Origin of the sequence: Propionibacterium acidifaciens DSM 21887 (assembly GCF_000426605.1) — a bacterium.
GTDB classification, from domain to species: domain Bacteria; phylum Actinomycetota; class Actinomycetes; order Propionibacteriales; family Propionibacteriaceae; genus Propionibacterium; species Propionibacterium acidifaciens.
The window spans coordinates 306,217-331,684 of record NZ_AUFR01000001.1; the positions used below are offsets into that span (position 1 = coordinate 306,217).

Annotated in this window: 25 protein-coding genes; 2 read left to right on the top strand and 23 right to left on the bottom strand. The window is 71.4% G+C overall.

Features of this window, described 5'->3' with window-relative positions:
* Positions 1-24: 24 nt before the first annotated feature.
* The 8 genes from K336_RS0101275 to K336_RS0101315 form a co-directional block, all read right to left on the bottom strand.
* The gene (locus tag K336_RS0101275) at positions 25-252 is read right to left on the bottom strand and encodes a hypothetical protein (protein WP_021797912.1); all 228 of its coding nucleotides are present in this window, start codon (positions 250-252) and stop codon (positions 25-27) included.
* A 135-nt stretch (positions 253-387) separates the two neighbouring features.
* Entirely contained in the window at positions 388-906 is a 519-nt protein-coding gene (locus K336_RS13535) for a Fic/DOC family protein (RefSeq protein ID WP_233418684.1), read from the bottom strand.
* A 103-nt stretch (positions 907-1,009) separates the two neighbouring features.
* On the bottom strand, positions 1,010-1,219 hold the full coding sequence (locus tag K336_RS0101285) for an antitoxin VbhA family protein (protein WP_043122087.1): 210 nt from the start codon (positions 1,217-1,219) through the stop codon (positions 1,010-1,012).
* A 516-nt stretch (positions 1,220-1,735) separates the two neighbouring features.
* Complete coding sequence (gene aspS / locus K336_RS0101295) at positions 1,736-3,538, bottom strand: aspartate--tRNA ligase (protein WP_021797921.1); 1,803 nt, start codon at positions 3,536-3,538, stop codon at positions 1,736-1,738.
* A gap of 98 nt (positions 3,539-3,636) precedes the next feature.
* Complete coding sequence (locus tag K336_RS0101300; RefSeq protein WP_021797915.1) at positions 3,637-4,704, bottom strand: glycosyltransferase; 1,068 nt, start codon at positions 4,702-4,704, stop codon at positions 3,637-3,639.
* 138 nt (positions 4,705-4,842) lie between these two features.
* Positions 4,843-5,619 (bottom strand): acetolactate decarboxylase, encoded by a 777-nt coding sequence (gene budA / locus K336_RS13540; protein ID WP_021797922.1) that lies wholly within the window; start codon positions 5,617-5,619, stop codon positions 4,843-4,845.
* A gap of 6 nt (positions 5,620-5,625) precedes the next feature.
* Positions 5,626-6,957 (bottom strand): histidine--tRNA ligase, encoded by a 1,332-nt coding sequence (hisS, locus tag K336_RS0101310; RefSeq protein WP_021797917.1) that lies wholly within the window; start codon positions 6,955-6,957, stop codon positions 5,626-5,628.
* Entirely contained in the window at positions 6,957-7,661 is a 705-nt protein-coding gene (locus K336_RS0101315) for an MBL fold metallo-hydrolase (protein WP_233418685.1), read from the bottom strand. Before K336_RS0101315 ends, hisS begins: the two co-directional genes overlap by 1 nt.
* On the opposite strand from K336_RS0101315, the gene K336_RS0101325 reads away from it, so the two are divergent.
* Complete coding sequence (locus tag K336_RS0101325) at positions 7,633-8,916, top strand: DUF349 domain-containing protein (RefSeq protein ID WP_028706084.1); 1,284 nt, start codon at positions 7,633-7,635, stop codon at positions 8,914-8,916. The genes K336_RS0101315 and K336_RS0101325 overlap by 29 nt on opposite strands.
* A gap of 41 nt (positions 8,917-8,957) precedes the next feature.
* Here the strand turns inward: K336_RS0101325 and K336_RS0101330 are convergent, their stop codons facing one another.
* The 15 genes from K336_RS0101330 to hisD form a co-directional block, all read right to left on the bottom strand.
* Positions 8,958-11,327: a RelA/SpoT family protein gene (locus K336_RS0101330; protein ID WP_028706085.1), complete on the bottom strand. Its 2,370-nt coding sequence runs from the start codon at positions 11,325-11,327 to the stop codon at positions 8,958-8,960.
* Positions 11,328-11,427: 100 nt separating this feature from the next.
* Positions 11,428-11,970 (bottom strand): adenine phosphoribosyltransferase, encoded by a 543-nt coding sequence (locus tag K336_RS0101335; RefSeq protein ID WP_021797918.1) that lies wholly within the window; start codon positions 11,968-11,970, stop codon positions 11,428-11,430.
* A 3-nt stretch (positions 11,971-11,973) separates the two neighbouring features.
* On the bottom strand, positions 11,974-13,314 hold the full coding sequence (gene secF, locus K336_RS13545; RefSeq protein WP_021797907.1) for a protein translocase subunit SecF: 1,341 nt from the start codon (positions 13,312-13,314) through the stop codon (positions 11,974-11,976).
* Positions 13,314-15,071, bottom strand: a complete 1,758-nt coding sequence (gene secD / locus K336_RS13550; protein ID WP_051245287.1) for a protein translocase subunit SecD — start codon at positions 15,069-15,071, stop codon at positions 13,314-13,316. The genes secF and secD overlap by 1 nt, the downstream gene beginning before the upstream one ends.
* A gap of 115 nt (positions 15,072-15,186) precedes the next feature.
* Positions 15,187-15,600: a preprotein translocase subunit YajC gene (gene yajC / locus K336_RS13555; RefSeq protein ID WP_051245288.1), complete on the bottom strand. Its 414-nt coding sequence runs from the start codon at positions 15,598-15,600 to the stop codon at positions 15,187-15,189.
* A gap of 138 nt (positions 15,601-15,738) precedes the next feature.
* Positions 15,739-16,767 (bottom strand): Holliday junction branch migration DNA helicase RuvB, encoded by a 1,029-nt coding sequence (gene ruvB / locus K336_RS0101355; RefSeq protein WP_028706086.1) that lies wholly within the window; start codon positions 16,765-16,767, stop codon positions 15,739-15,741.
* A 73-nt stretch (positions 16,768-16,840) separates the two neighbouring features.
* The gene (gene ruvA / locus K336_RS0101360; protein WP_028706087.1) at positions 16,841-17,446 is read right to left on the bottom strand and encodes a Holliday junction branch migration protein RuvA; all 606 of its coding nucleotides are present in this window, start codon (positions 17,444-17,446) and stop codon (positions 16,841-16,843) included.
* Positions 17,443-17,955, bottom strand: coding sequence for a crossover junction endodeoxyribonuclease RuvC (locus K336_RS0101365; protein WP_028706088.1), 513 nt, complete (start codon positions 17,953-17,955; stop codon positions 17,443-17,445). The genes ruvA and K336_RS0101365 overlap by 4 nt, the downstream gene beginning before the upstream one ends.
* Positions 17,956-18,105: 150 nt before the next feature.
* Positions 18,106-18,903 (bottom strand): YebC/PmpR family DNA-binding transcriptional regulator, encoded by a 798-nt coding sequence (locus K336_RS0101370; protein ID WP_028706089.1) that lies wholly within the window; start codon positions 18,901-18,903, stop codon positions 18,106-18,108.
* Positions 18,904-19,052: 149 nt separating this feature from the next.
* Positions 19,053-20,102, bottom strand: coding sequence for a GNAT family N-acetyltransferase (locus K336_RS0101375; protein WP_021796851.1), 1,050 nt, complete (start codon positions 20,100-20,102; stop codon positions 19,053-19,055).
* On the bottom strand, positions 20,099-20,878 hold the full coding sequence (gene priA / locus K336_RS0101380; RefSeq protein WP_081660469.1) for a bifunctional 1-(5-phosphoribosyl)-5-((5-phosphoribosylamino)methylideneamino)imidazole-4-carboxamide isomerase/phosphoribosylanthranilate isomerase PriA: 780 nt from the start codon (positions 20,876-20,878) through the stop codon (positions 20,099-20,101). The genes K336_RS0101375 and priA overlap by 4 nt, the downstream gene beginning before the upstream one ends.
* Positions 20,879-20,888: 10 nt before the next feature.
* Complete coding sequence (gene hisH / locus K336_RS0101385; RefSeq protein WP_028706091.1) at positions 20,889-21,518, bottom strand: imidazole glycerol phosphate synthase subunit HisH; 630 nt, start codon at positions 21,516-21,518, stop codon at positions 20,889-20,891.
* On the bottom strand, positions 21,515-22,123 hold the full coding sequence (gene hisB, locus K336_RS0101390) for an imidazoleglycerol-phosphate dehydratase HisB (RefSeq protein WP_021796848.1): 609 nt from the start codon (positions 22,121-22,123) through the stop codon (positions 21,515-21,517). Before hisB ends, hisH begins: the two co-directional genes overlap by 4 nt.
* A 31-nt stretch (positions 22,124-22,154) precedes the next feature.
* Complete coding sequence (locus tag K336_RS0101395; protein WP_021796841.1) at positions 22,155-23,282, bottom strand: histidinol-phosphate transaminase; 1,128 nt, start codon at positions 23,280-23,282, stop codon at positions 22,155-22,157.
* Positions 23,279-24,595, bottom strand: a complete 1,317-nt coding sequence (gene hisD / locus K336_RS0101400) for a histidinol dehydrogenase (protein WP_028706092.1) — start codon at positions 24,593-24,595, stop codon at positions 23,279-23,281. The genes K336_RS0101395 and hisD overlap by 4 nt, the downstream gene beginning before the upstream one ends.
* An 87-nt stretch (positions 24,596-24,682) precedes the next feature.
* Here hisD and K336_RS0101405 point away from each other — a divergent pair, with 87 nt between their 5' ends.
* Positions 24,683-25,444 (top strand): DUF554 domain-containing protein, encoded by a 762-nt coding sequence (locus K336_RS0101405; protein WP_051245289.1) that lies wholly within the window; start codon positions 24,683-24,685, stop codon positions 25,442-25,444.
* The last annotated feature ends 24 nt before the right edge of the window (positions 25,445-25,468 follow it).

Below are 25,468 nucleotides of genomic sequence, written 5' to 3' on the forward strand. Positions count from 1 at the left end.
TGGTAGAAGTACCCGCGCCACGCCTCACTGAACACCATGCCAGGCCCCTTCCGGGTCGAGAGAGCGGGCCACGTACTCGTCGATGCCGATCCGGCCGGCGGCCAAGTCGACGACGTTCCTCGTCTCGCGGCGGGTCGGGTAGAAGCCCTCGTGCCAGCCGGCGGCGAGCACTCGGACCACGACGCGGCGCTGCTCCTGGTCGAGGCCGGCGAACAGATCCGGCCACCGCTGCTCAACATCGAAGATCTCCACGGCAGCCCCTCACATCTCCGGGCCCATGCCCGGTCTCTGTCTCAGGGACGGGCGGTGGGGGTGGGACTTCTCCGGCGCCGGCGGCTCTTGTCGTGCCGGCTCGTGGAAGGCCAGGTGTGCGCGTTCGATCTTCTTCTACGCGGTGTCCCTGCGGGCCTGCGTGGGCGCTTCACCGGTGACGACCTGGTCGAACATGTCGCGGAGCGGCCCGAGATCGCGTTCCTCGATCGCGGCCCTGGAGGCGTGATCGTTCACCGCGCCCTGAACGGTGCGCCAGTCGAGCTGCCAGCCCGCGTCGCGAGCGACCCGGCTCCAGAACACTCGCTGGGTCCTGCCGTTGCCCTCGCGGAACGGGTGCAGGTAGTTGACCTGGTCGTAGTGGTGGGCCAGGCGCTCGATGAACTGGTCCCGGCCCATCGCGCGGAGATTGTTGTCGGCGCGCAGCTCGGCCGCTGCGTGGTCGGCGGCACGCTGGATCATGCTCACCGGCATGAACGGCTCGGTCGGCCTCTCGCCTGCCGCGGCGATCTTGCGCATGTCGATCGTCCGCAGCTGGCCGGCCCACTCGTAGACGTCCTGGAACAGGACACGATGGATCGCGCGCAGCTCGTCGAGGTCGCCGGTCGGCTTCGGCGGGTGGTCCAAGAGCTGCATCAGGCGGGCGAACGAAAGGTCACCCTCGACTTCATGGAGCTCGGCGCGAGTCCTCGCCCCGGCCAGGTTCCGCAGGACACCGGTCCCGGGGTCCACGTACGGGTCACGACTGCTTGTCGAGGCCATAGCGGGCGCGCGCGCGAGCGACCAGCTCGTCGGAGTCGATGTGACCGTCGATGTACTCCTGGGCGTCCTGGAGTCCGGCGGGCGTCACCGACAGGCCTTCCATCTCCACGCTGTGCCGCGCCTGGGCGACGTTCCAAGCCCTCTCCTCACGGATCAGCTCGGCCGTGGTCTTGACGGTCGCGGTCATCATCGCCTCCCTCTCGTGCGCCAGTCTAGTGCGAAAACGTCTGGGACCACTGGTTTTGACCGGTTCGGTTCTGGCCAGAGTCTTGGTCGGCCGAACCTCGTAGTCGGCCGGCGCCGGCATGCCGACGCTGTGGGCTGGTCAGGAACGACCGTTTCCGGGCCGCCGCACCGTGATCGCGGTGAGAGCGCGACACGCCCGTTTCGTACGCCCCACCGGCCTCGGGCAGGAGCGGCTCGGACGGCCCCATCTCCCCCAGCGCGATCTCGACCTGGAGCAGTTCGTCGGCTGCGAGGAGATTCCACTTCAGTCGGAAGGAACGGCGGCTGAGGACCCGGGTCTGCGCATCCGTCCACCGCTGGGCGAGGCAGGCGTCACCGGCCGCCTCCTCCCAGAGCGCGTCGGCCTCCTTGAACTGCTGGTGCAGCGCCTGGTGGCGCGCGTACCGGGCGAGGACCAGTGCCCCGGACGCATGCCCGAGGCGTCTTCTCCTCGCGTCGCCGATCAGCGCCGACGGCCTCAGCCCCCGTCGGCCGCCTTCGCGCCCTTCTCCTGCTCGGGCCTGTGGTCGACGCCGGCCTCCCGGCGCTGGGCCGCGGTGATCGGCGCCGGGGCGCCGGTGAGCGGGTCGTAGCCGTTGCCGGTCTTCGGGAAGGCGATGACGTCGCGGATCGACTCGAAGCCGCCGAGCAGCATGACGAGGCGGTCCCAGCCGAAGGCGATGCCGCCGTGCGGCGGGGCGCCGAACCGGAAGGCGTCGAGCAGGAAGCCGAACTTGCGCTGCGCCTCCTCCGGCGACAGGCCCATGACCTTGAAGACGCGCTCCTGGACGTCGCGGCGGTGGATACGGATCGAGCCGCCGCCCACCTCATTGCCGTTGCACACGAAGTCGTAGGCGTAGGCCAGCGCCCGGCCGGGGTCGGTGTCGAAGGTGTCCAGGCACTCGGGCCTCGGACTCGTGAAGGCGTGGTGGACGGCCGTCCAGGCGCCGGCGCCGACGGCCACGTCGCCCTCGGCGCGGGCCTCGGCGGCGGGCTTGAACAGCGGCGCGTCGACGACCCAGCAGAATGCCCAGTCGGACGGGTCGTACAGCCCGCAGCGCCGCCCGATCTCCAGGCGGGCGGCCCCGAGCAGCTCCTGGGAGGCGGTGCGCTCGCCGGCGGCGAAGAAGATCGCGTCGCCGGGTTTCGCGCCGACGAGCCCGGCGACGCCGGCCTTCTCGTGCTCGGAGATGTTCTTGGCGACCGGCCCGCCGGGGGTGCCGTCGTCGGCGATCGTGATGTAGGCGAGGCCCTTGGCGCCGCGCTGGCGGGCCCAGTCCTGCCAGGCGTCGAACTGGCGGCGCGGCAGCGAGGCCCCCCCGGGCATGACGACGGCGCCGACGTAGGGGGCCTGGAAGACCCGGAACGGCGTGTCGGCGAAGAACCCGGTGACCTCGGTGAGCTGCTGGTCGAAGCGCAGATCGGGCTTGTCGGAGCCGTAGCGGTCCATGGCCTCGTGCCAGGTGATGCGCGGCAGCGGGCGGGTCATCTCGTGGCCGATGAGCCGCCAGCAGGCCGCCATGACCTCCTCGCCGAGGGCGATGACGTCGTCCTGGTCGACGAAGCTCATCTCGATGTCGAGCTGGGTGAACTCGGGCTGGCGGTCGGCCCGGAAGTCCTCGTCGCGGTAGCAGCGGGCGATCTGGTAGTAGCGCTCCATGCCGGCCACCATGAGCAGCTGCTTGAACAGCTGGGGGCTCTGCGGCAGGGCGTACCAGGAGCCCGGCGCCAGGCGCGCCGGCACGAGGAAGTCGCGGGCGCCCTCCGGCGTCGAGCGGGTGAGGGTCGGGGTCTCGATCTCGACGAAGTCGTGCTCGGCGAGCACCTCGCGCGCGGCCCGGCTCACCCGCGAGCGCAGCACGAGGGCGTCGTGCATGCGGGGGCGGCGCAGGTCGAGGTAGCGGTAGCGCAGCCGGGCGTCCTCGCCGACGGTGGAGTGCCCGTCGAGCGGGAACGGCAGCGGCGCCGAGGGGTTGAGGACGTCGAGCTCGCTGATGTTGACCTCGATCTCGCCGGTGGGCATCTCGGGGTTCTCGTTGCCCTCGGGCCGGTGCTCGACGACCCCGGTCACGGCGATGCAGAACTCGTTGCGCAGGTCGTGCGCCCCCGAGTTCGCCAGCACCTCGTCACGGACGACGACCTGGGCGGTGCCGCTGGCGTCGCGCAGGTCGATGAACGCCACGCCGCCGTGATCGCGACGGTGGGCGACCCAGCCGGTCAGGGTGACGGTCTTGCCTTCGTCGGATGCGCGCAGACTGCCCGCCCCACGGGTTCGGATCACGATGTCTTCCCTTCTGCGCCGCCGCATGGACGGTACGGCGGCCAGGGGACATTCTTCCACGGATGCCCCCTGGGCCGTCGACGCGGCGGGCGGTTGCCTCAGAAGACCTCGGGGAACCAGTCCCGGGCCTTCTCGTAGATGGCCTTGTTGCCGGCGGCGCGGGCGTGGTGGGTGAGGATCCAGTCGTGGATGGAGCCGCCGGAGGCCTCGTCGATCCTCGCCTGGGCGCCCTGCGGGTCGCGCAGCACCTCCTCGAGCATGTCGGCGGCCTCCTCCTCGGAGCCGTACAGGTACGGGTAGGCGTCCGGCACGACGCCCTTGACCCACTCGCGGCGCGGCAGGACGCCGATGACGCCGGCCAGCAGCGCCTCCAGGTACTCCAGCGAGTAGGCCTCCTCGCGGGCGGTCGACAGGAAGGCGGTCATGCCGGCCAGGGACTCCCAGTAGTTCTCGCGGCGGCCGAAGACGGGGCCGACATGGGTCCACGAGTGCGAGCTCATGCGCATGGCGGCCATCGAGACGAGCTCCCGCTCGGACAGGCAGGCCTCCATGCGCAGCTTCATGCGGCCGGCGACCTGCGAGACGATCGACATGAAGACCTTGGGCTGCTTGTCGTCCGAGACGTGGATCGTCGGGTAGAGCACGGTGGGCACCTCGGCGACCCGGTGCGCCTGGACGAGGTCGTCGTGGACGCCGGGGTAGAACCACGAGATCGGGGCCCGCTCGCGGATGGCGGGGCTCCCCCAGCGGTGGCACAGCTCGGTGACCTCGCTGGCGGTGCGCTCGCCGGCGCACAGCGTCGGGAAGAGCGCGTAGCTCAGGCCGAGGGCGGCGAAGTTGACCCGGTGGTGGTAATGGCGCGGCGGCAGCCACTGGAGGTTCATGATCTTCGGCTCGGCGCCGTTGCGGTGCAGCACCTGGAAGGTGCCGACGCTGTCCATGACGTCGAGGTTGATGACGAGGTCGGAGACCGGGTCGAGGCTGGTGACGCGCTTGATCTCGAAGCCGTTGGCCCGCTGGTCCTGGTAACCGACCAGGCAGGACCCCGGGAAGATCTTGAGCAGCCGCTCGACGAGGGCGCCGCCGCTGCCCTTGATGGCGAAGTTCCCGTCATCGTCGACCAGCGGCTCGTCGACCAGTGAGCCGTACTTGATGGCGATCGTCATTGTTCTGCACTCCGTTGCTGCGATGGGCCCTGCGGGCCTCGTGGATGGCGGCGCGCCCGGCAGGGCGGCCGCCGACTGCTCCGGCGCACCGCGGCACCCGTTGTCGGCGGTGCGGGGACAGACCCACTGTAGGGCCGATCACGAGCGGCTGCCAGCGGCCCCCCGGGGGCGCTCGTGGGTCTCGGCCGCCCGCACCTGGGCGTCCAGGTCGGCGGGCGTCAGGTCGGCCCCGGCGAACGAGTCGGTGAGCGGCAGCGCCACCCGCAGATCGGTGCCGAGGCAGACCTCGACCAGTCCCCCGGCGATGACGAAGTCCATGACGTGCCCGCCGCGGCTGCGGGCGTCGTCGATGAAGTGCACGTGGCAGCCCGCCACGTTGATGCCCTGCTCGAACAGCGGGGTGCGGAAGCCCGCCATGACCCCGCTCGTCCGCTCGTGACGCACGACCCGCTCGGTGGCGGTGGTCTCCGCCATGGGGCGCCAGGGGCGCTCCTGGCGCTCGACGGTGCGGGTGCTCACCCATTCGAAGTCGCCGCTGATGCGCAGCGCGTACAGGTAGTTCGTCGAGATCATGAGGCGGTCGATGATCCCGTGGAGCTCGGCGCGGGTGGTCGGCCCGGTGATCTCGTGACTCACGTCGGGCACGAAGTTCGTGACCGTCGCGAAGGGGGTGCGGTCCTGGAGCCCGGCCCGCTCGACGGCACCGTCGACCCGCATGCGCCACGGCACGGAGTCGGTGATGATCATCTCGCCGTCGAGCGCCTCGAAGGTGCCGATGCCGAAGTTGCCGTGGCCGAGCAGCTCGGCCAGGGTCATCTCGCCCTCGTAGACGCCGTCGAGCAGGGCGCTCATGAGGCTCGTCTGGAAGACCTCGTGGCGCACCAGACGGCGCTGGGCGCTTCGTTCGCCGCTCATCGTCGCTCACTCCGCGGGCAGCACGCGCGGATGCAGGTCGACCTCCTCCGGCGTCCAGTCGGCCGCATCGGCCGGCTGCTGGTCGCCGGAGCGGATGTCCTTGATCTCGCCGACGCGCGGCCCGAACCAGACGAACGGGATGCCGCGCCGGTCCGCGTAACGGATCTGCTTGCCGTACTTGTCGGCCCTCGGGGCGACCTCGGTGGGGATGCCGCGCACGCGTAGGACGGCCGCCACGTCGAGGGCCCGGTCGCGGGTCTCCTCGCTGTCGACGGCCACGAGCACGCAGGTGGGCACGGGGCGCGAGACGACGAACTGCCCGCGGGCCAGCAGGGGCCCGAGCAGACGGGTGACGCCCAGCGAGATGCCGACGCCCGGGTGGCTGTTGCGCCCGTCGGAGGCGAGGGAGTCGTAGCGGCCCCCGGAGCTGATGGAGCCCATCGACTCGAAGCCGACGAGCTCGGTCTCGTAGACGCAGCCGGTGTAGTAGTCCATGCCGCGGGCGATCGACAGATCGGCGCAGAGGCGCCCGGGGACGCGCCGGTTGGCCTCCTCGAGGAGGGTGACGAGCTCGGCCAGGCCCTCGTCGAGCAGCTCGTCGGCGACGCCCAGGGCGCGGACCCGGTCGACGAAGCCCGTGTCGTCGCTGCGGATCGTGGCCAGCTCCACGCACCGCTCGGCGACCCCGGCGTCGAGGCCGAGCTCGTCGACGAGCAGCTGCGCGGTGGCCTGCGCGCCGATCCTGTCGTACTTGTCGACGATCTGCAGGACGCCCGGCGTGTCCGTCACGCCCAGGCCGCGGTAGAAGCCCTCGGACAGCTTGCGGTTGTTGACGTGCATGAGCACCGGCGGCAGGCCGATGCGCTCGTGGAGCCGTTCGAGGGCCTCGAGCATGACGAGGGGGACCTCGACATCGTGGTGGGCGGCCAGCTCGCCGCGACCGATGATGTCGATGTCGGCCTGGGTGAACTCCCGGTAGCGGCCCTCCTGGGGGCGCTCGCCGCGCCAGACCTTCTGGATCTGGTAGCGGCGGAAGGGGAACTGGAGCGCGCCGGAGTGCTCGAGCACCCAGCGGGCCAGCGGCACGGTGAGGTCGAAGTGCAGGCCCAGCTCGTCCTGGTCGGCCTCGTCGGCGTGGAGCCGGCGCACGACGTAGACCTCCTTGGTGATCTCCCCCTTGCGGGACAGCTGCGCGAGCGGCTCGACGGCCCGGGTCTCGATGTTGCCGAACCCGTGGAGCTCGAAGGTCTCGCGCAGGGTGTCGAGAACGGTCTGCTCGACGATCCGCTCGTCGGGCAGGAACTCGGGGAATCCGGACAGCGGCTTGGGACGTGCCATCAGCTCAGCGCCTCCACGTAGGCATCGGTCAGATACGGATTGGTGGCCAGTTCGTCGGCCATCGTGCTGAACGGGCCGTGGCCCGGCAGCACCTGGACCCGGGCCGGCAGCTCGCGGACGACGTCGCGCAGGCTCGCGCGCATCGCGGGATCGTCACCGGCGGGGAGGTCCGTGCGTCCGATGCTACCGGCGAAGAGGACGTCGCCGGTGAACGCGACCTCATCGTCCCCCGTGCTGGTGCGCAGCAGCACCGAACCGGGCGTGTGGCCGGGCGCCGGCAGCACCGTGAGGCGGAGCCCGCCGATGCTCAACGGCCGGGACGGGTCGTAGAGCTCGACGCGGCGGGGCTCGGCCGGCGGCCCGGGCAGCAGGGCCACGAGCTGGGCGGCGAGCTCCGGCGAGAGCGCCAGCTCGGGCCTGGTGAGCAGCACCCGGTCGGCCGCCGAGACGAGGACGGGGGCGTCGTGGGCGTCGGCGAGACGGGCCGCCTCGGCGCAGTGGTCGATGTGACCGTGGGTGAGCAGGACGCCCGCCAGGCCGAGGCCGTGCTCGGCCAGGGCGCGCTCGACCGTCTCGCTCGCGCCCAGCGGCGCGTCGATGACGATCCCCCGGTCGCCCCCGTCCGGCGCGAGGAGATAGCAGTTGTTCTGCAGCGGGCCGGCCACGAAGTAGGCGATGAACACAAGCGCCAGCCTATCGGGCAAGATAAAGAGCATGAGCGAAACACCGAGCCCGACGAATCACGGTCGCGTCGACGCCGATGGGACCGTCTACGTGATCACCTCCGCCGGTGAGCGCCGCGTCGGTCAAGTCCCCGACGTCAGCCCCGACGAGGCCATGGCCTTCTTCGTGCGCCGCTACGAGGCGCTGAGCACCGAGGTGAACCTGCTCAGGCAGCGCATCGTCTCCGGCTCGGTGAGTCCCGACGAGGCCCGCAGGCAGATCAGGACTCTGCGCACGAACATCCTCGAGGCGAACGCCGTGGGCGACCTCGACGCCCTGGCCGCCAGCCTCGACGGAGTGGCCCCCGTTCTCGAGACGAAGGCCGCCGAGCGCCGCGAGGCCCGCGCCCGCCAGCACGAGGAGACGAGGGCGGCGAAGGAGGAGATGGTGGCCGAGGCCGAGCGTCTGGCCGCCGGCAATGACTGGCGCGGCGGCGTCAACCGCTTCCGCGCCCTGCTCGAGCAGTGGAAGGCGCTCCCCCGCATTGACCGGACCACCGACGACGAGCTGTGGCACCGCTTCAGCTCGGCCCGCACCACCTACACCCGCCGCCGCAAGGCCCAGTTCGCGCAGCAGGCCGAGCACCGCGAGGCGGCCCGCCGGACCAAGGAGCGGATCATCGCCGAGGCCGAGAGGCTCTCGACGAGCACCGACTGGGGCCCCACCGCCCATGCCTTCCGCGAGCTCATGACCCAGTGGAAGGCCGCCGGCCCCGCCCCGCGCGAGGTCGACGACGAGCTGTGGAAGCGCTTCCGGGGACTCCAGGACGTCTTCTTCGACGCCCGCAACGAGGTCTTCCGCAAGCAGGACGCCGAGTTCGAGGAGAACCTCGCCGCCAAGCAGGCCCTGCTCGACGAGGCGGAGCGGACGATCCTGCCGGTCACCGACGTCGAGCGGGCCCGCCACCAGCTGCGGGCCTTCCTCGAGCGCTTCAACGCCCACGGCAAGGTGCCGCGCGAGGCCATCCGCACCGTCGACGGTCGGGTCCGGGCCCTGGAGCAGGCCGTCAAGCAGGCCGAGGAGGCCGAGTGGAGGCGCACCGACCCGCAGGCCCGCGAACGGGCCGCCGACACGGTGGCCATGCTCACCTCGCAGATCGACAAGCTGACCGCCCAGGCCGAGGCCGCCGAAGCGCGCGACGACACGCGGGAAGCGGGCCAGTTGCGCGACTCGATCAGCACCTACCGGGGCTGGCTGGACCAGGCCCAGAAGACGCTCGACGAGTTCAGCGCCTGAGGCCGCGCGCAGGGGCCCCGGGACGGCCCGGCCTGCGCGCGTCACTGCTTCAGGCGGTACGCGTCGTAGACGCCCGAGACCTTCCGGATCGTCGCCATGACGTGGTGCAGGTGCACGGGGTCGCTCGACTCGAAGGTGAGCCTGATCTTCGCCAGGTGGTCCTTGGTGACGTTGACCGCCGCCGAGGTGATGTTGACCTGCTGATCGGCCAGGGTGCGGGTGATGTCGGCTAGCGTGCCGGGGCGGTCGAGCGCCTCGACCTGGATGCTGACCAGGTAGCCGCTGGAGACGTCCGGCGCCCAGCTGACCTCGACGATGCGCTCGGGGTGCGTCAGCAGGTTCGCGGCGTTGGTGCAGTCGCGGCGGTGCACCGAGACGCCCTGCTCGCGCGTGACGAAGCCGAGGATCTCGTCGCCGGGCATCGGGGTGCAGCACTTGGCGAGCTTGACCCACATGTCGGCGTCGCCCTTGACGACGACGCCGGTGGTGCCCCTGCCGGCCCGATGCCGGCGCCGTTCCCCCTCGACCTTGGGAAGGATCGCCGCCTCCTCGAGGCCCTCCCCGACGGCCTCCTCCATCCCGCCCTCGGCGGCGATGAGGCGCGCGACGGCGCCGGGGGCGCCCACGTTGCCCTCGCCGATCGCCGCGTAGAGCGAGTCGACGTCGGGCAGCCGGAAGCTGTCGGCCACCTCGGTGAGGTGCTCGATGGTGAGCAGGCGCTGCACCGGCACGCCGGCGCGGCGCAGCTGCTTGGCGAGCGCGTCCTTGCCCCGGTCGATGGCCTCCTCGCGGCGCTCGCGGGTGAAGTAGGAGCGGATCTTGCTCTTGGCCCGCGGGCTCACGACGAAGTTCAGCCAGTCGCGGCTGGGGCCGGCGTTCTCGGCCTTCGAGGTGAGGATCTCGACGAGGTCCCCGTTCGACAGCTTGGACTCGAGCGGGACCAGCTTGCCGTTGACGCGGGCGCCGATGCAGTGGTGACCGACCTCGGTGTGGATCGAGTAGGCCAGGTCGACCGGCGTGGAGCCCTGCGGCAGGGCCAGTACGTCGCCCTTCGGGGTGAAGACGTAGACCTCGGAGGTGGCCAACTCGAAGCGGAGGGTGTCGAGGAACTCCTCGGGGTCCTTCTCCTCCCGCGTCCACTGGTTGAGCTGGTGCACCCAGGCCAGGTCGGTGCCCTCGGGGTCGACATTGCCGCTGGCCTTGTTGGGGTGCTCCTTGTACTTCCAGTGGGCCGCAACGCCGTACTCGGCGCGGCGGTGCATGTCGTGGGTGCGGATCTGGAACTCGACCGGGTGCATGTCGGGGCCCATGACCGTCGTGTGCAACGACTGGTACATGTTGAACTTCGGCATGGCGATGTAGTCCTTGAAGCGGCCGGGCAGCGGGTTCCAGTGCGTGTGGATGACGCCGAGCACCGCGTAGCAGTCGCGGACCGTGTCGACGAGGATGCGCAGACCGACCAGGTCGTAGATGTCGTTGAAGTCGCGGCCCCGCACGACCATCTTCTGGTAGATCGAGTAGTAGTGCTTCGGGCGGCCGTAGACGACGGCCCCGCCCAGCCCGGCCTCCCCCAGGTAGTCCTTGACGAGGTCGATGACCTCGCGCAGCTGCTGTTCGCGCTTGGGGGCGGCCTGGGCCACCAGGCGCACGATCTCGTCGTAGACCTTGGGCTGGAGGGTCGAGAAGCACAGGTCCTCGAGCTCCCACTTGATGGCGTTCATGCCGAGCCGGTGGGCCAGGGGCGCATAGATCTCGAGGGTCTCGCGGGCGATGCGGTTCTGCTTGTCGGGGCGCAGGAAGCCGAGGGTGCGCATGTTGTGCAGGCGGTCGGCCAGCTTGATGACGAGGACGCGGATGTCGCGGCTCATCGCGATGACCATCTTCCGGACGGTCTCGGCCTTCGCGGAGGCGCCGTACTGCACCTTGTCGAGCTTGGTGACCCCGTCGACGAGTGCGGCGATCGTCTCGCCGAAGTCGGCCGTGAGCTGCTCGAGCGTGTAGCTGGTGTCCTCGACGGTGTCGTGGAGCAGGGCCGCGCACAGCGTCGGTTCGGTCATGCCCAGCTCGGCGAGGATCGTCGCGACGGCGAGCGGATGGGTGATGTAGGGATCGCCGCTCTTGCGCGTCTGGCCTCGGTGGTAGTGCTCGGCGGTGCGGTAGGCGCGCTCGATCATGCCCAGGTCGGCCTTCGGGTGGTTGACCCGTACGACCGAGAAGAGCGGGTCGAGCACCGCCAGCTGCGGGTTCTTGGAGCTCGCGCCGAGCCGGGCGATGCGCTGGCGCATGCGGCGCCTCGGCTGCTCGGGGCCCGAGTTCACCCGTTCCAGCGCGCCGACGGAGACCGGGGACGAGGGTGCTCCGTTCTCGCCCCGGCCGTAGGGCCCGTAGACTCCCTCGCTCCCGCTCGTCATGGTGAAGCCCCTTCGCTGTCTCGGTGCGCCAATCTTAGTGCGACGACGGGACGGCCCCGCGTACGCCGCCGCCGGGGCGCCCCGGGTCCGGACAGCGGGTTCAGAAGGCCAGCAGCGAAGAGAACGAATCAACGCCCTGGGCGGCGAGGTGCTCCCGTCCCCCCAGGTCCTTGAGTTCGAGGACGGTCTCGGTGTGGGCCAGGACCGCCCCCTCGCGCAGCACGAGCCGGGCGGCCGCGCCGAGGGTGCCGCCGGTGGCGAGCAGGTCGTCGATGAGCAGCACCCGCTGGCCCGGCTCGAGGGCGTCCTGGTGGATGCTCAGCGAGCTGGAGCCGTACTCGAGGTCGAAGCTCTCCTCGTAGACGGGCGCGGGCAGCTTGCCAGGCTTGCGGATCGGCACGAAGCCGATGCCCAGCCGGACGGCGATCGGGGCGCCGAACAGGAAGCCGCGCGAGTCGACGCCGGCCACGACGTCGACCGGGCGGGGGATCCGGTCGACGAGCTCGTCGATCGTCTCGCCGAGGCCCACCGGATCGGCCATGAGCGGGGTGATGTCGCGGAAGACGATGCCCGGCCTGGGGAAGTCTGGGACCGTGCGGACGAGCGCCTCAATACGGTCGACCCTGGTCTGGTTCGCTGCCATCGGTCATTTCTTCCGCTGGGAGCGGGTGGTGCGGGTCGGCTGGGCGCGGCCCGCCGAGTTCCGCCGATCGAGCCCCGAGCCGCCGGACCGGCGGGTCCGGCCCTGCTTCCCGGACGATCCGCTCCGCCCGCCGCCGGTCCCCCGGGCCTTCCTCTCGTCTGCGCGGGACTTCCTCTCGTCGGCGCGGGTCCGCTCCCCATCATCGGTACGGGGCCGCTCCTCGTCGGTCGTGAAGGGCGCGGAGTCCTCGCTCACGGTGGCCGCGCTGACGGTCCCGTCCACCTCGGTCGTGGCGATGGTGACGCGGGTCCTGCTCCGCTTGGCGCGATTGGCGAGGGCGGCGCGGTGCTTGACCATGTCGGGCTGGTGCTCGCGCAGCTGGCTGAACAGCGGCGTGGCGATGAAGATCGACGAGTAGGCGCCGGTCACCATGCCGAGCAGCAGCGCCAGGCCGAGATCGGCGAGGGGACCGTCACCGCCCATGAAGACGACGCCGGCGACGAGCAGGGCCAGGACCGGCAGGACGCCGAGCAGGGTCGTGTTGATCGACCGGACGAGCACGTCGTTGATGGCGCTGTTCGCCGCCTGCGAGAAGGTGCGCCCCTGCTTGGTGATGTCCGTCGTGTTCTCGCGCACCTTGTCGAAGACGACCACCGTGTCGTAGAGCGAGTAGCCGAGGATCGTGAGCAGGCCGATGAGCGTGGCCGGCGTGAAGGTGAAGCCGATGAGGGCGTAGAGGCCGACGGTGATGACGAGGTCGTGGGCCAGCGCGATGAGCGCCGACACCGACATCCGCCAGTTCCGGAAGAAGATCCAGATCATCACGCCGACGAGGACGAGGAAGACGACGAGCGCCTGGATGGCCTTCACCGTGATCTGGGAGCCCCACGAGGGCCCGATGAGCTGGTAGTTGATGCTCTCGGAGGAGACGCCGACCTGCTCGGCGAGCGCCTGGCGCATCTGGACGACCTCGTCGGTCGACAGGCTGCGGGTCTGGACGCGGACCGAGCCGCCGCCGACCGTGGTCACCTGCGCGTCGGAGACATCGGACACGCCCGAGCCCTCGGCGGCCGAGCGGATCCGCCCGACGGTGCCGTCGTCGACCTGGGAGACCGGCACGGTGAAGACCGAGCCGCCCTTGAACTCGATGCCGAGGTTCAGACCGCGGACCGCGATGGCCAGGAACGAGACGACGATCATCGCGATGGCGATGGTGTACCAGAGCCTGCGGCGGCCCACGAAGTCGATGGAGAACCGACTGGTGTAGAGCTTGTGGAAGAAGCCGTTTCCGGAGGCCTTCTCGGAGGTCCTCGGCGCATCCTTCGTCGCTGCGGCGGTGCTCATCACGCCTCCTTCGGATCGGTGGACGGCTTCGACCCGCCGGAGGGCCGTCGCCCGCCGGTGCGCCGACCGGAGTGCGTGCGGCGGCGACCGATGAGCGAGGCCCGGGTGACGCCCAGGTGCTCGGGCTCGAAGCCGCTGAATCGGCTGCCCTGGCCGAAGAAGCGGGTGCGGCCGAGCAGCGTGACGAGCGGATGGGTGAAGAAGAAGACGATGAACAGGTCGATGGCCGTCGTCACGCCGAGGGTGAAGGCGAAGCCCTTGACCGTGCCCATCGCGAGGAAGAACAGCACGACGGCGCTCAGCAGCTGGACGGCGTCGGCCATGACGACGGTGCCGCGGGCCTTCGTCCAGCCGCTCTGGATCGAGTGCGCCAGCGAGTGGCCGTCGCGGATCTCGTCCCTGATGCGCTCGAAGTAGACGATGAACGAGTCGGCGGTGACGCCGATGGCCACGATCGCGCCGGCGATGCCGGGAAGGTTCATGGCGAAGCCGACGGTCGTGCCGAGCAGGACCAGCGTGGCCCACGTGATGACGGCCGCCGCGACGAGCGAGCCGGTCACGACGATGCCGAGGCCGCGGTAATAGACGAAGCTGTAGAGGAGCACGAGCGCCAGGCCGATGGCGCCGGCGATGAGGCCGGCGGTCAGCTGGTCGCCGCCGAGGGTCGGCGAGACCGTGTCGACGCTGGAGACGTCGAAGGAGATCGGCAGGGCGCCGTACTTGAGCTGGTTGGCCAGCGTCGTGGCGGTGTCCTGGTTGATGCCACCGCCGCTGATCTGCGCGGAGCCCGAGGTGATGGCCTCGGAGGCCTGCGGGGCCGAGATGACCTTGCCGTCGAGGACGATGGCGAACTCGTTGAGCGGGCTCTGCTGGGTGGCCAGACGGCTGGTGGCCTGGCCGAACTGGTCCGCCCCCGTCGAGTCGAAGTCGAGGTTGACGACCCAGGAGACCTCGTTCTGGGGGATGCCGGCGGTGGCGTCGGTGACGTTCTCGCCGGAGATGAGCACGGGGCCGAGGAGGTACTTGTACTGGCCGTCCTCGCTGCAGGCGAAGAGGGGCTGGTCCTCGACGTCGGGCGTCGCCGTGCCGCAGTCCCAGGCCATGAAGTCGCTGTAGTCCTGCGAGCTCGGCGTCCAGGCGAGCCGGCCGGCGAAGTCGGCGGGGCCCTGGCCCGCGGCGCTCGAGCGCGGCGTCGGCGTGGGGGACGGCGAGACGGGCAGCTCGGGCAGGACGCGCCCGGCCGGGGTCTGCCCGTCGGTGGCCTCGCCGGCCGGCTGGCCCGACTGGTCGGCCGGAGCGCTCTGGTCGCCGCCCGTGGTGCCCGAGGCGTCCCCGGACTGGGACTGGGGCTGCTGCTGGGCGGCGGAGGCGCTGTAGTCCATGTAGTAGACGTTGCGGAAGGCCAGTTTGGCCGTCGTGCCGACGAGGTCGACGAGCTCGTCGCCGCTCACGTTCGGGACGGAGACCTCGATCTGGCGATCGCCCTGGAGGGTGACCGAGCTCTCACCGACGCCGAGCGAATCGACGCGGTTCTGGATGATCGTGCGGGCGGTCTCCAGGTTGTCCTTCGTCGGCGCCGAGCCGTCGGCGTTGTTCTCGGCCGTCAGCGTGATGGTCGTGCCGCCGCGCAGGTCCAGGCCGAGCCGGGGCGTCCACGTCCTGGTGAGCGCCATCATGGCGTACAGGAGGACGAGGATGAGCCCGAAGGCCCCCAGTCGTTTCCAGGGTGAGTAGGAAGTGGTGGTTCGAGCGGCCATTGATCGGGCTCTCCAACGGTGTCGGTTCAGGTGTCAGTTCTGATCGTTCTCGGCGTCCTCGGTCGCGGCCCGGGCGGTCGCGGCCTCGTCCGCGGCGCCGTCTTCGTGCTCGGCATCATCCGCCCTCGGCCGGGGCGGCCTGCTCCTCGGAACCGGCCCCGTCCGGCTCCGCGGACTCGTCGGGCTGCGCCCCGGTCGCCTCGTCGGGCTCGGTGGACTCGGTCGCGTCGTCGACGGGCCCGCCGTCGGTGAACTCGAACTCCTCGTCCTCGGGCCGCACGATCTTGCTGATGGCCTGCTTGAGGACGGTGATGTCGACGCCGGGGGCCAGCTCGATGACGGCCTGGGTCTCGCCGGTGGCCCGGACGGTGCCGAACACGCCGCTCGTGAGCATGACGCGCGTGCCCTCGTCCATGCGGTTGAGCATCTCGCGCTGCTTGTCCATCTGCTTCTTCTGGGGACGCATCACCATGAAGTACATGAGGGCGAACATCACCACGATCAGGATGAGGAGAGTGCCACTACCCATTGCATTCCTTACGTCGTCGAGCCGTGCCCCGATGGCACGCCGTGGCGAGTTTACCGGTTCAGTCCGGTCGATCCCATCAGGGCACGGCCTGCGAACGCTTTCCCAGGGCCCGGACGGGCCCGTGCGGGCGTGCGGGGTTCAGGGGAACAGGCCCTCCCCGGCGCCCTGCGGCGGGTTCAGGCCCAGGTGGGCCCAGCCGGCGGCCGTCGCGACCCGTCCGCGCGGGGTGCGCATGAGGAAGCCCTGGCGCACGAGGAAGGGCTCCGCGACCTCCTCGACGGTCTCGGTCTCCTCGCCGACGCTGATCGCCAGCGTCGACAGGCCGACCGGGCCGCCGCCGAACTTGAGGCAGATCGCCTCGAGCACGCCCCGGTCGAGACGGTCCAGGCCGAGCTCGTCGACCTCGTAGAGCTCCAGCGCCGCCACGGACAGCTCCTCCGTCACCCGTCCCCCGTTGTTGACCTGGGCGTAGTCGCGCACCCGGCGCAGCAGCCGGTTGACGATGCGCGGCGTGCCGCGCGAGCGCGAGGCGACGACCCGCGCCGACTCGTCGTCGAGGTCGAAGCCGAGTTTGACGGCCGAGCGCTTCGCGATCTCGGCGAGGTCCTCGACCTCGTAGTAGTCGAGCTGGGCGGTGAAGCCGAAGCGGTCGCGCAGCGGTCCCGGCAGCAACCCGGCGCGGGTCGTCGCGCCGACGAGCGTGAAAGGCGGGATGTCGATCGGGATGGCCGTGGCGCCCGGGCCCTTGCCGACGACGACGTCGACGCGGAAGTCCTCCATTGCGAGGTAGAGCATCTCCTCGGCCGGCCGGGACATGCGGTGGATCTCGTCGAGGAAGAGCACCTCGCCGGCGACGAGCCCGGACAGGATGGCCGCCAGGTCGCCGGCGTGCTGGATCGCCGGGCCTGAGGTGATGTGCAGCGGCACGCCCATCTCCGCGGCGATGATCATGGCGAGCGTCGTCTTGCCCAGCCCCGGGGGCCCCGAGAGGAGGACGTGGTCGGGCACCGCGCCGCGGTGCCGGGCGGCGGCCAGGACGAGGCCGAGCTGCTCGCGCACCCGCGGCTGGCCCTCGAACTCGACCAGGCTGGACGGGCGCAGCGCCGCCTCGGCGGCGCGCTCGGCCGGCTCGGCCTGCGGACTGACCGGTGAGTACTCCATGATCAGGCCAGCCTAGAGGCAGGAACGGCGCACGGGCCCGACGGACCCGCGCCCGCACCGGAGCCGAACGGTGCCGCGCTCATGCGCGGGCCAGCGATGCGAGGGCGGCCTTCATGAGCGTCGAGACCGAGGGCATCGGCTCGGACTCGGCGAGCCCGGCGACCGCGTCGGCGGCGGCCTCGGCGTCCCTGCTCGACCAGCCGAGGGACTCCAGCCCCTCGCAGACCTGCTCGCGCCAGGGCTGGGCGCCGGCCGTCGGGACGGTGGGCGGGTCCTCGACGCCGAGCGCCGCGACCCGGTCGCGCAGCTCGAGGATGATCTTCTGGGCGCCCTTGCGGCCGATGCCCGGCACCTGCGTGAGCTGGCCCAGGTCCTCCGAGTGCACCGCTGCGACGAGCTGGCCCGGGCTCAGCACGCTCACGATGGCCAGCGCCAGCTTCGGGCCGACCCCGGAGGCCGACAGGCACAGGGCGAAGCACTCGCGCTCGTCGCGCTCGGCGAAGCCGTACAGGCTCATGTCGTCCTCGCGGACGATCATGGCGGTGTGGAGCAGGGCCTCGCCGCCGACGCGCAGCATCGCGGTGGTCCTCGGGGTCGTGCCGATGCGCAGCCCGAGCCCGTTGACGTCGACGACGACCCAGGTGGCGCCGATGGCGGCGACAGTCCCGTGCACCTGGGCGATCATGAGGCCCTCCTCCTGGCCGCGACGGCCTGCGCATACCTGTTCTCGACTCCCCCGCGCCACAGCTGGGTGACGGCCAGCGCCACGGCGTCCGCCGCGTCGACGGGCCGCGGCGGCCCGTCGAGGCCGAGGATGCGGGCGACCATGGCGCCCACCTGCTTCTTGTCGGCCTGACCCGAGCCCGTGATGGCGGCCTTCGCCTCACTGGGGCTGTGCAGTTCGACGGGCGTGTCGTGCCGGGCGCCGATGAGCATGGCGATGCCGACCGCCTGCGCGACCCCGGCGACCGAGTGCAGATTGTGCTGGGCGAAGACCCGCTCGATCGAGATCGTCCCGGGCCGGTAGCGGTCGTACCAGGCGGTGAGGCCCTCCTCGAGGCGCAGCAGGCGGAACTCGTGGGGCAGCCCCGGGCTGGTGCGCACGACGCCGACGGCGACGAGCGTCGGCCGCACGCCGGGGCGTCCCTCGACGACGGCGACCCCGCACCGGGTCAGGCCCGGGTCGACTCCCATGACACGCACTGGCGCTCCTCCGCATCCGGGCCGCTGGGCCCCGGACCCCCGCCGGGGCGGACGGCGCCCCGCCGGGATGATCCGAACATCAGTTCGATGTGCGAGTCTACCCGTGCGGGGCGCCGCACCGGCCCGGAACACTCCAGCGGCTCACTCCTGCTCCGCGAGGGCCTCCTCAACCTGCGGTGAGTACTCGGCGTTGCTGTAGACGTTCTGCACGTCGTCGAGGTCCTCCACGGCGTCGATGATCCTCTCGAGCTTCGTCGCCTCGTCGACGTCGTCGACCGTCTGGTTGAAACTGGCGACGAAGCTGACCTCGGCCGAGTCGTAGTCGAGGCCGGCGGCCTGGACGGCCTTGCGCACCTCGACCAGGTCGTTCGGGTCGCAGACGAGCTCGAAGACGTCGCCCTGGTCCCGGAGGTCCTCGACGGCCGCGTCGATGGTCGCCTCGAGGAGCTGGTCCTCGTCGACGGTGCGCTCGACGCTCCTGCGCCCCTCCTCGACCTCGAAGGTCCTGGGGACGGTGACGATGCCCTTGCGATCGAACAGGCGCTGCACCGAGCCGCCGTCGGCCATGGTGGCGCCGTTGCGGGTGACGGCCGTGCGGACGTCGGCGACGGCGCGGTTGCGGTTGTCGGTGAGGCACTCGATGAGGATGGCCACGCCGGCGGGCCCGTAGGCCTCGTACATGATCTCCTCGTAGCTGACCGCGTCGGCGCCCTCGCCGGAGCCGCGCCTGACGGCCCGGTCGATGTTGTCGTTGGGGACCGAGTTCTTCTTGGCCTTCTGGATCGCGTCGTACAGGGTCGGGTTGCCGGCGGGATCGCCGCCGCCCACGCGGGCCGAGACCTCGACGTTCTTGATCAGCTTGGCGAAGAGCTTGCCCCGCTTGGCGTCGATCGCCGCCTTCTTGTGCTTCGTGGTGGCCCACTTGGAGTGACCGCTCATACGCAGATCCCCTCTTGTCCTGACTCGTTCGGCTGCTCGTGCACTGCTCGTGCCCATCGGCGGCGCGCACCGCCGGCGGCGTCGCAAACCCTGCCGATTCTACCCACTGCCGTCCACGGCCCGGCCCGGCGGCGCGGACCGGGACGGCCCTACCGGCCGCGCCTGACCAGGAGCTCCTCGTAGCTGCTCGTGCGCCCGTAGACGATGAGGCGCTCGGTGGCCACGAAGCCCATCGAGTTGAAGTAGTCCTCGGCGGCCTGCGGCACGACCGTGTCGACGCCGATGCCGGCGCTGTCGAGCCCGGCGGCGACGAAGCCGTGCATCGAGGCGATCATGAGAGCGCGGCCGATGCCCTTGCCGTGGCACCAGGGGCACACGCCGATGCGCTCCGTCCAGCCCTCGGAGACCTCGTCCTCGTAGGCACGGTTGATGACGTAGCCGACGACGCGCCCGTGCGGGGCGTCCGCGTGGCTCGGCTCGGGCTTGTTCACGATGGCCAACCAGGACAGGCGGGCGCGGGCGCCCTCGGAGTTCAGGGAGCGCTCCCAGTCCTCGCGGCTCGTCTCCCCGGCGCCGGGACGCGCGGAGAAGGCCTCGTTGTGGGCGGCGCGGGCCTGCTCGGAGTAGCGCTCGTCGAAGGGCACGATCGTCACCTCGGGCGGGACGACGAGCTCCGGCAGCTCGGTGCCGGTCAGGTCGCGGTGCATGTCGAACTGCCAGCGCTCGGGCACGAGGCCGGCGCCGACCATCGAGCCGGTGAGGCCGATGCGCTTCTCGTCGACGAGCGAGCCGATCCACAGCGGCCCGGTCCCCTCGTCGTGGACGTAGAGGTACCACTGCTCGGCGCGGGCGATGAGCCACAACGAGAGGTTGTGGCGGATCCCCTGGTGACGCCATGCGGGATGGACGCCGACGTCGAACCAGACCTTCGGCGCCGCCGGATCGGACAGGTCGGGGTGGTTCCACCCGTAGGCGACGATCCGGCCGCTCTTCTCGCGCCCGACGACCGCGTGGTGACTGGCGTGGGCGCCCGGGCGCTCCCAGTCGGCGACGAGGTCCTCGTAGCCCATGGTCTGCACCGGGTCGTCGTAGTACTCCATGGCCGCGCGCAGCTCGGCGAGCTCGGGCAGGTCGTCGAAGCTCAGGAAGCTCCAGTCGAGCAGGTCGTCGACGAAGGTCTCCGTCCACTCCGGGGTCATCGGGCCACCGCCAAGGCATCGGGAAGGGTGAACTTTCCGATGTACAGGGCGGTGCCGATGATGGCTCCCTCGACGCCCTGGCCGACCATGGCGCGCAGGGCCCGCACGTCGTCGAGCGAGGAGATGCCGCCGGAGGCGACGACCGGGGCGTCGGTGTGGGCGCAGACGGTGGCCAGCAGCTCTAGGTTGGGCCCCGACAGCATGCCGTCGGAGGAGACGTCGGTGACGGCGTAGCGCGCGCAACCGGCGGCATTCATCGTGTCGAGGGTGTCGAGCAGCTCGCCGCCCTCGGACACCCAGCCCCGCGCTGCGAGTCTGGTGCCGCGCACGTCGAGCCCGATGGCGATGCGGTCGCCGTGGACCCTGATGACCTCGGCGCACCAGCCCGGGTCCTCGAGCGCAGCGGTGCCGATGTTGACGCGGCGGCAGCCGGTGGCCAGGGCGCGCTCGAGACTCGCGTCATCACGGATGCCGCCCGACAGCTCGACGTCGACGTCGAGCTCACCGATGACGTCGGCGAGCAGCTCGGCGTTCGAGCCGCGGCCGAAGGCCGCATCGAGGTCCACCAGGTGCAGCCAGCTCGTGCCGGCCTCCACCCAGCGCTTGGCGGCCTGGTGCGGGTCGCCGAAGACCTTTCCGGAGCCGGCCACCCCCTGGACCAGCTGGACCGCCTGTCCGTCCTTGACGTCGACGGCGGGAAGGAGCTGCAGGGCCTCGCTGTGTTCAGTGCTCACGGATGAAACCCTAGCCCACCGGCCGGGCCGCGCCCATGGCATCGCGGCCCGCTCACGGCCCTTCGACGATGTCCAGCCAGTTGCGCAGCAGGCGGGCCCCGGCCCGGCCCGACTTCTCGGGGTGGAACTGGGTGGAGCAGACGGGCCCGCGTTCGACGGCGGCCACGCAGCGGTCGCCGTCGTGCTCGACCCAGCTCGTGAGCGCGCCGTCCGGTGCGGTGTGGGCGGCGTAGGAGTGGACGAAGTAGAAGCGCTCGGACGCCAGGCCCGCGAACAGGCGGCTGCCGGGGGCGGCCTCGACGAGGTTCCAGCCCATGTGCGGCAGGCGGCGACTCGTGAGCGCGGTGACGACGCCGTCGAAGACGCCGAGGCCGGCCCTCGTCCGGCCGTGCTCGTCGCCCGAGTCGAACAGCACCTGGTGCCCGACGCAGATGCCCAGCAGCGGCCGCGACACGGCCGCCCACGCGCGGACGAGGTCCGCTCCCCCGCCGGCCTCGAGTTCGTCCATGCAGGCCTCGAAGGCCCCGACGCCGGGCACGACGAGGCCCCGGCAGTCGGCGAACCCGTCGGGGCGCGATGACAGTCTCACCCGGGCGCCGGCGGCGTCGAGGGCCCGGCAGGCCGAGTGGAGGTTGCCAGAGCCGTGGTCGAGGACGCCGACCAGCGGCCGGTCCCCGCTCACAGCAGGCCCTTGGTGCTCGGGACGCCCTCGACGCGGGGATCGGGCTCGACGGCGGCGCGCAGGGCCCGGGCGAGGGCCTTGAACTGGGCCTCGACGATGTGGTGCGGCTCGCGGCCGGCCAGAAGGCGCAGGTGCAGGCAGACGCCGGCGTTGAGGGCCAGCGCCTCCATGACGTGATAGGTCATCGACCCCGGGTACAGGACCCCGTCCCCGCCGATGCGGGCGGTGACCTGCGACTCGGGTTCGCCGCTGCACACCGCGTAAGGACGGCCCGCGACGTCGACGACGGCCTGGGCGAGCGCCTCGTCGAGGGGGACGAGGGCGTCGCCGAAGCGGCGGATGCCGGCCTTGTCGCCGAGCGCCTCGCGCAGTCCCCGCCCGATGGCGATGGCGGTGTCCTCGACGCCGTGGTGGCCGTCGACCCATGTGTCGCCGGACGTCGTGACGTCGAGGTCGATGAGCGAGTGCCTGCTCAGGGCGGTGAGCATGTGGTCGTAGAAGCCCACCCCGGTGCTGATGCGCGAGACGCCGGTGCCGTCCAGGTCGAGGCTGACCTGGACGTCGGACTCGCTCGTGACGCGGTGGACGCTCGCGGTGCGGCTCATGGTCGTCCTTTCCGGATGCTGTGGGCGGTGCTCAGCGGACCAGGACGCCCGGGCGGGCGAGGATCGGCCCGATGGCCTCGCGGAAGGCCCTCATCTCGTCGGGGGTGCCGGCGTTGAGGCGCAGGAAGCCCTCTGGGCCGACCTCCCGGACGAGGACGCCGGCGTCGAGGATCTCCTGCCACACGCCATGGCGGTCGGCGAACCGGCCGAACAGGATGAAGTTCGACTGGCTGGGCACGACCTCGAGGCCGGCCCGGCGCATCCACTCCTGCATGCCCTGGCACTCCTCGCGCAGGGCCTGCACCTGGGCGAGCATCTCGCCCCTGTGCGCCAGGGCGACGCGCGCAATGGCCTGGGTCTGCGCGCTCATGTGGTAGGGCAAGCGCACGATGCGGCAGGCGTCGACGACCGCGGGCGCGGCGGCGAGGTAGCCGACGCGCCCGCCGGCCAGGGCGAAGGCCTTGGACATCGTGCGCGTGACGATGAGCCGTCCGAAGCGGGCCAGCAGGGCGAGGGAGGAGTCCTCGGGCACCTCGGTGAACTCCTGGTAGGCCTCGTCGACGACGACGAGGCAGTCGACCCGCTCGCAGACCTCCTCGATCACCTTGACCGGGGTGAGCGTGCCCGTCGGGTTGTTGGGCGTGGTGATGAGCAGGACGTCGGGCCGGTGCTCGGCGACGGCCGCCGTGACGAGCTCGGCGTCGAGGGTGTGGTCCTCGCGGCGCGGGGCGGTGACGTAGCGGGTGTGCGTGTTGCGCGCGTACTCGGGGTACATCGAGTAGGTGGGAGTGAAGCTCAGCACCGTGCGGCCGGGCCCGCCGAAGGCCTGGAGGATGTGCGTCATGACCTCGTTGGATCCGTTGGCGACCCAGATGTTCGAGCTGTCGAGCCCGAAACCGAGGTAGGCGGCCAGGTCGGCCCGCAGCGCCAGGGCCTCGCGGTCGGGGTAGCGGTTGATCGAGCCGGCTGCCCGCTCGACCTCCCGGGCCATGTGGGCCCTCGCCCGCGCGCTGGGCGGGTAGGGGTTCTCGTTGGTGTTGAGGCGCACCGGCACGTCGAGCTGGGGGGCGCCGTAGGGCTCCGCACCGACGAGCTCGGGCCGCAGCGGCAGCTCGGCGAGGCTGATCCCCGGGCCTGGGGTCCGCGCGGTCCTGCTCATGAGGGCACCTGCTCCCCGGTGCGCACCGCGATGGCGTTGGCGTGGCCTGGAAGGTTCTCGGCGTGCGCGAAGCGCTGGACGGTCTCGCCGAGATCGGCCAGGGCCTGCGACGTGTAGTCGACGACGTGCACCGATCTCATGAAGCTGCGCGCGGTCAGCCCGGACGAGTAACGGGCCGCGCCCCCGGTCGGCAGGACGTGCGTGGATCCCGCCGAGTAGTCGCCCAGCGGCACCGGCACGGAGCCGCCGACGAAGACGGCGCCGGCGTTGCGCACGCGCGCGGCGAGCCCGGCCGCGTCGGCGGTCTGGACCTCGAGGTGCTCCGGCGCGTAGTCGTCGGTGACGGCCAGGCCCTGCTCCATGTCGTCGACGAGGACGACGCCGGACTGCTCGCCGGTCAGCGAGACGCGCAGCCGCTCGGCGGTGTCGAGCCGCTCGACCTGGGCCGCGAGCTCCGTCTCGACCCCCCCGAGCAGGTCCGGCGAGTCGGTGACGAGCACGGCGCCGGCCATCGGGTCGTGCTCGGCCTGGCTGATGAGGTCGGCTGCGACGCACCGCGGATCGGCGGTGCCGTCGGCGAGGACGAGGATCTCCGTGGGGCCGGCCTCCGCGTCGATGCCGATGAGGCCCCGCAGGTGCCGCTTGGCGGCCACGACGTAGATGTTGCCGGGCCCGGTGACCATGTCGACGCGGCGGCACAGCTCGGGGACGCCGTAGGCGAACATGGCGATGGCCTGGGCACCGCCCACGGCGTAGACCTCGTCGACGCCGAGAAGGGCGCACACGGCGAGGATGGTCGGGTGCGGCAGACCGCCGTACTCGGCCTGCGGCGGGGTGGCGACCGCCACCTTCCCGACGCCGGCGACCTGGGCGGGCACGACGTTCATGAGGACGGTGGAGGCGAGCGGGGCCAGACCGCCGGGCACGTACAGCCCGACGCGGCCGACGGGGACCATGCGGTTGCCGACGACGGCGCCCGGGGCGACCTCGACGCTGCGGTAGGCCTCCTCGGTCTCGATGGTCTCGGCGACGAGACGGCGCCTGCGGATCGACTCCCCGATGGCGGCGCGCAGCCGGGGGTCGAGGCCGTCGAGCGCGGCGCGGAGGGCCTCGTCGGGAACCCTCAGGTGCTCGGGGACGACGTGGTCGAACTGCTCGGCGAAGCGCAGCAGGGCCTCCCGTCCCTCGTCCCGGACCGCCCGGCAGAGGGGTTCGACGGCGGTCAGCGCGCGCTCCACGTCGAACGAACCGCGCGGCAGCACGGCAGTGTAGTCGTCCAACCGCCGCCCGCGCACATCAATGATCCGCAGCATGCCGTCAAGCCTAGCCGCGGAGCCCCGGTACGGTGGCCCCGCGCGCCGCGGGTGAGACCCTCCGCACCGGGATGGTGGAATGGGGCGGTGGTCCCCCAGATCTTCATCGGCGCCGGCACGGTCATCAACGTCTCGTCGATCATCGTCGGCTCGACGATCGGTCTGCTCGTCGGCCAGCACCTCCCGCAGGACTCCCGCCGGGCCATCACCACCGTGCTGAGCCTCGTCGTCATCGTCATCGGCGCCGAGTCCGGCACGGCCTTCTCCGACGCCGCCCTCGCCGAGGTCGTCGGCGACTTCGGCATGGTCGTCGTCATGCTCTCCCTCGTCATCGGCACGCTCATCGGACGGGCGCTGCGTCTCGAGGAGCGGCTGGAGTCGCTCGGCCGGTGGGGCCGGCGCGCGATCGCGCGGATGCGCCGGAAGGATGCCTCCTCGGGTGCCGGGGACGAGCTGGAGGGCTTCGTCACCGCGGTCCTCATCTTCTGCGTCGGCCCGCTGGGCCTGCTCGGCGCGCTCCAGGACGGCCTGGGCAACGGGCCGAGCCAGCTGTGCATCAACGCCGTCCTCGACGGCTTCACCTCGATCGCCCTCGCCTCGTCGTACGGAATCTCCGTCATGGGCTCGGCCGCCGTGCAGCTCGTATACCTGGGCACGGTCACGCTCATCGGCCACCTGGTCGGCGGCATGCTGCCCGGCGCCGAGCTCGCCGCCCTCGACTCGGCCGGAGGGATCATCCTCCTGTCCTTGGGCCTCACGATGACCGGGATCAGGAAGCTGCCGGTCGTCGACGTACTGCCCGCGCTCGTCCTGGCACCTGCCGCCGTGTGGCTCGTCTCGCTGCTGTGAGCCCTCCACCGCGGGCGCGCGCCG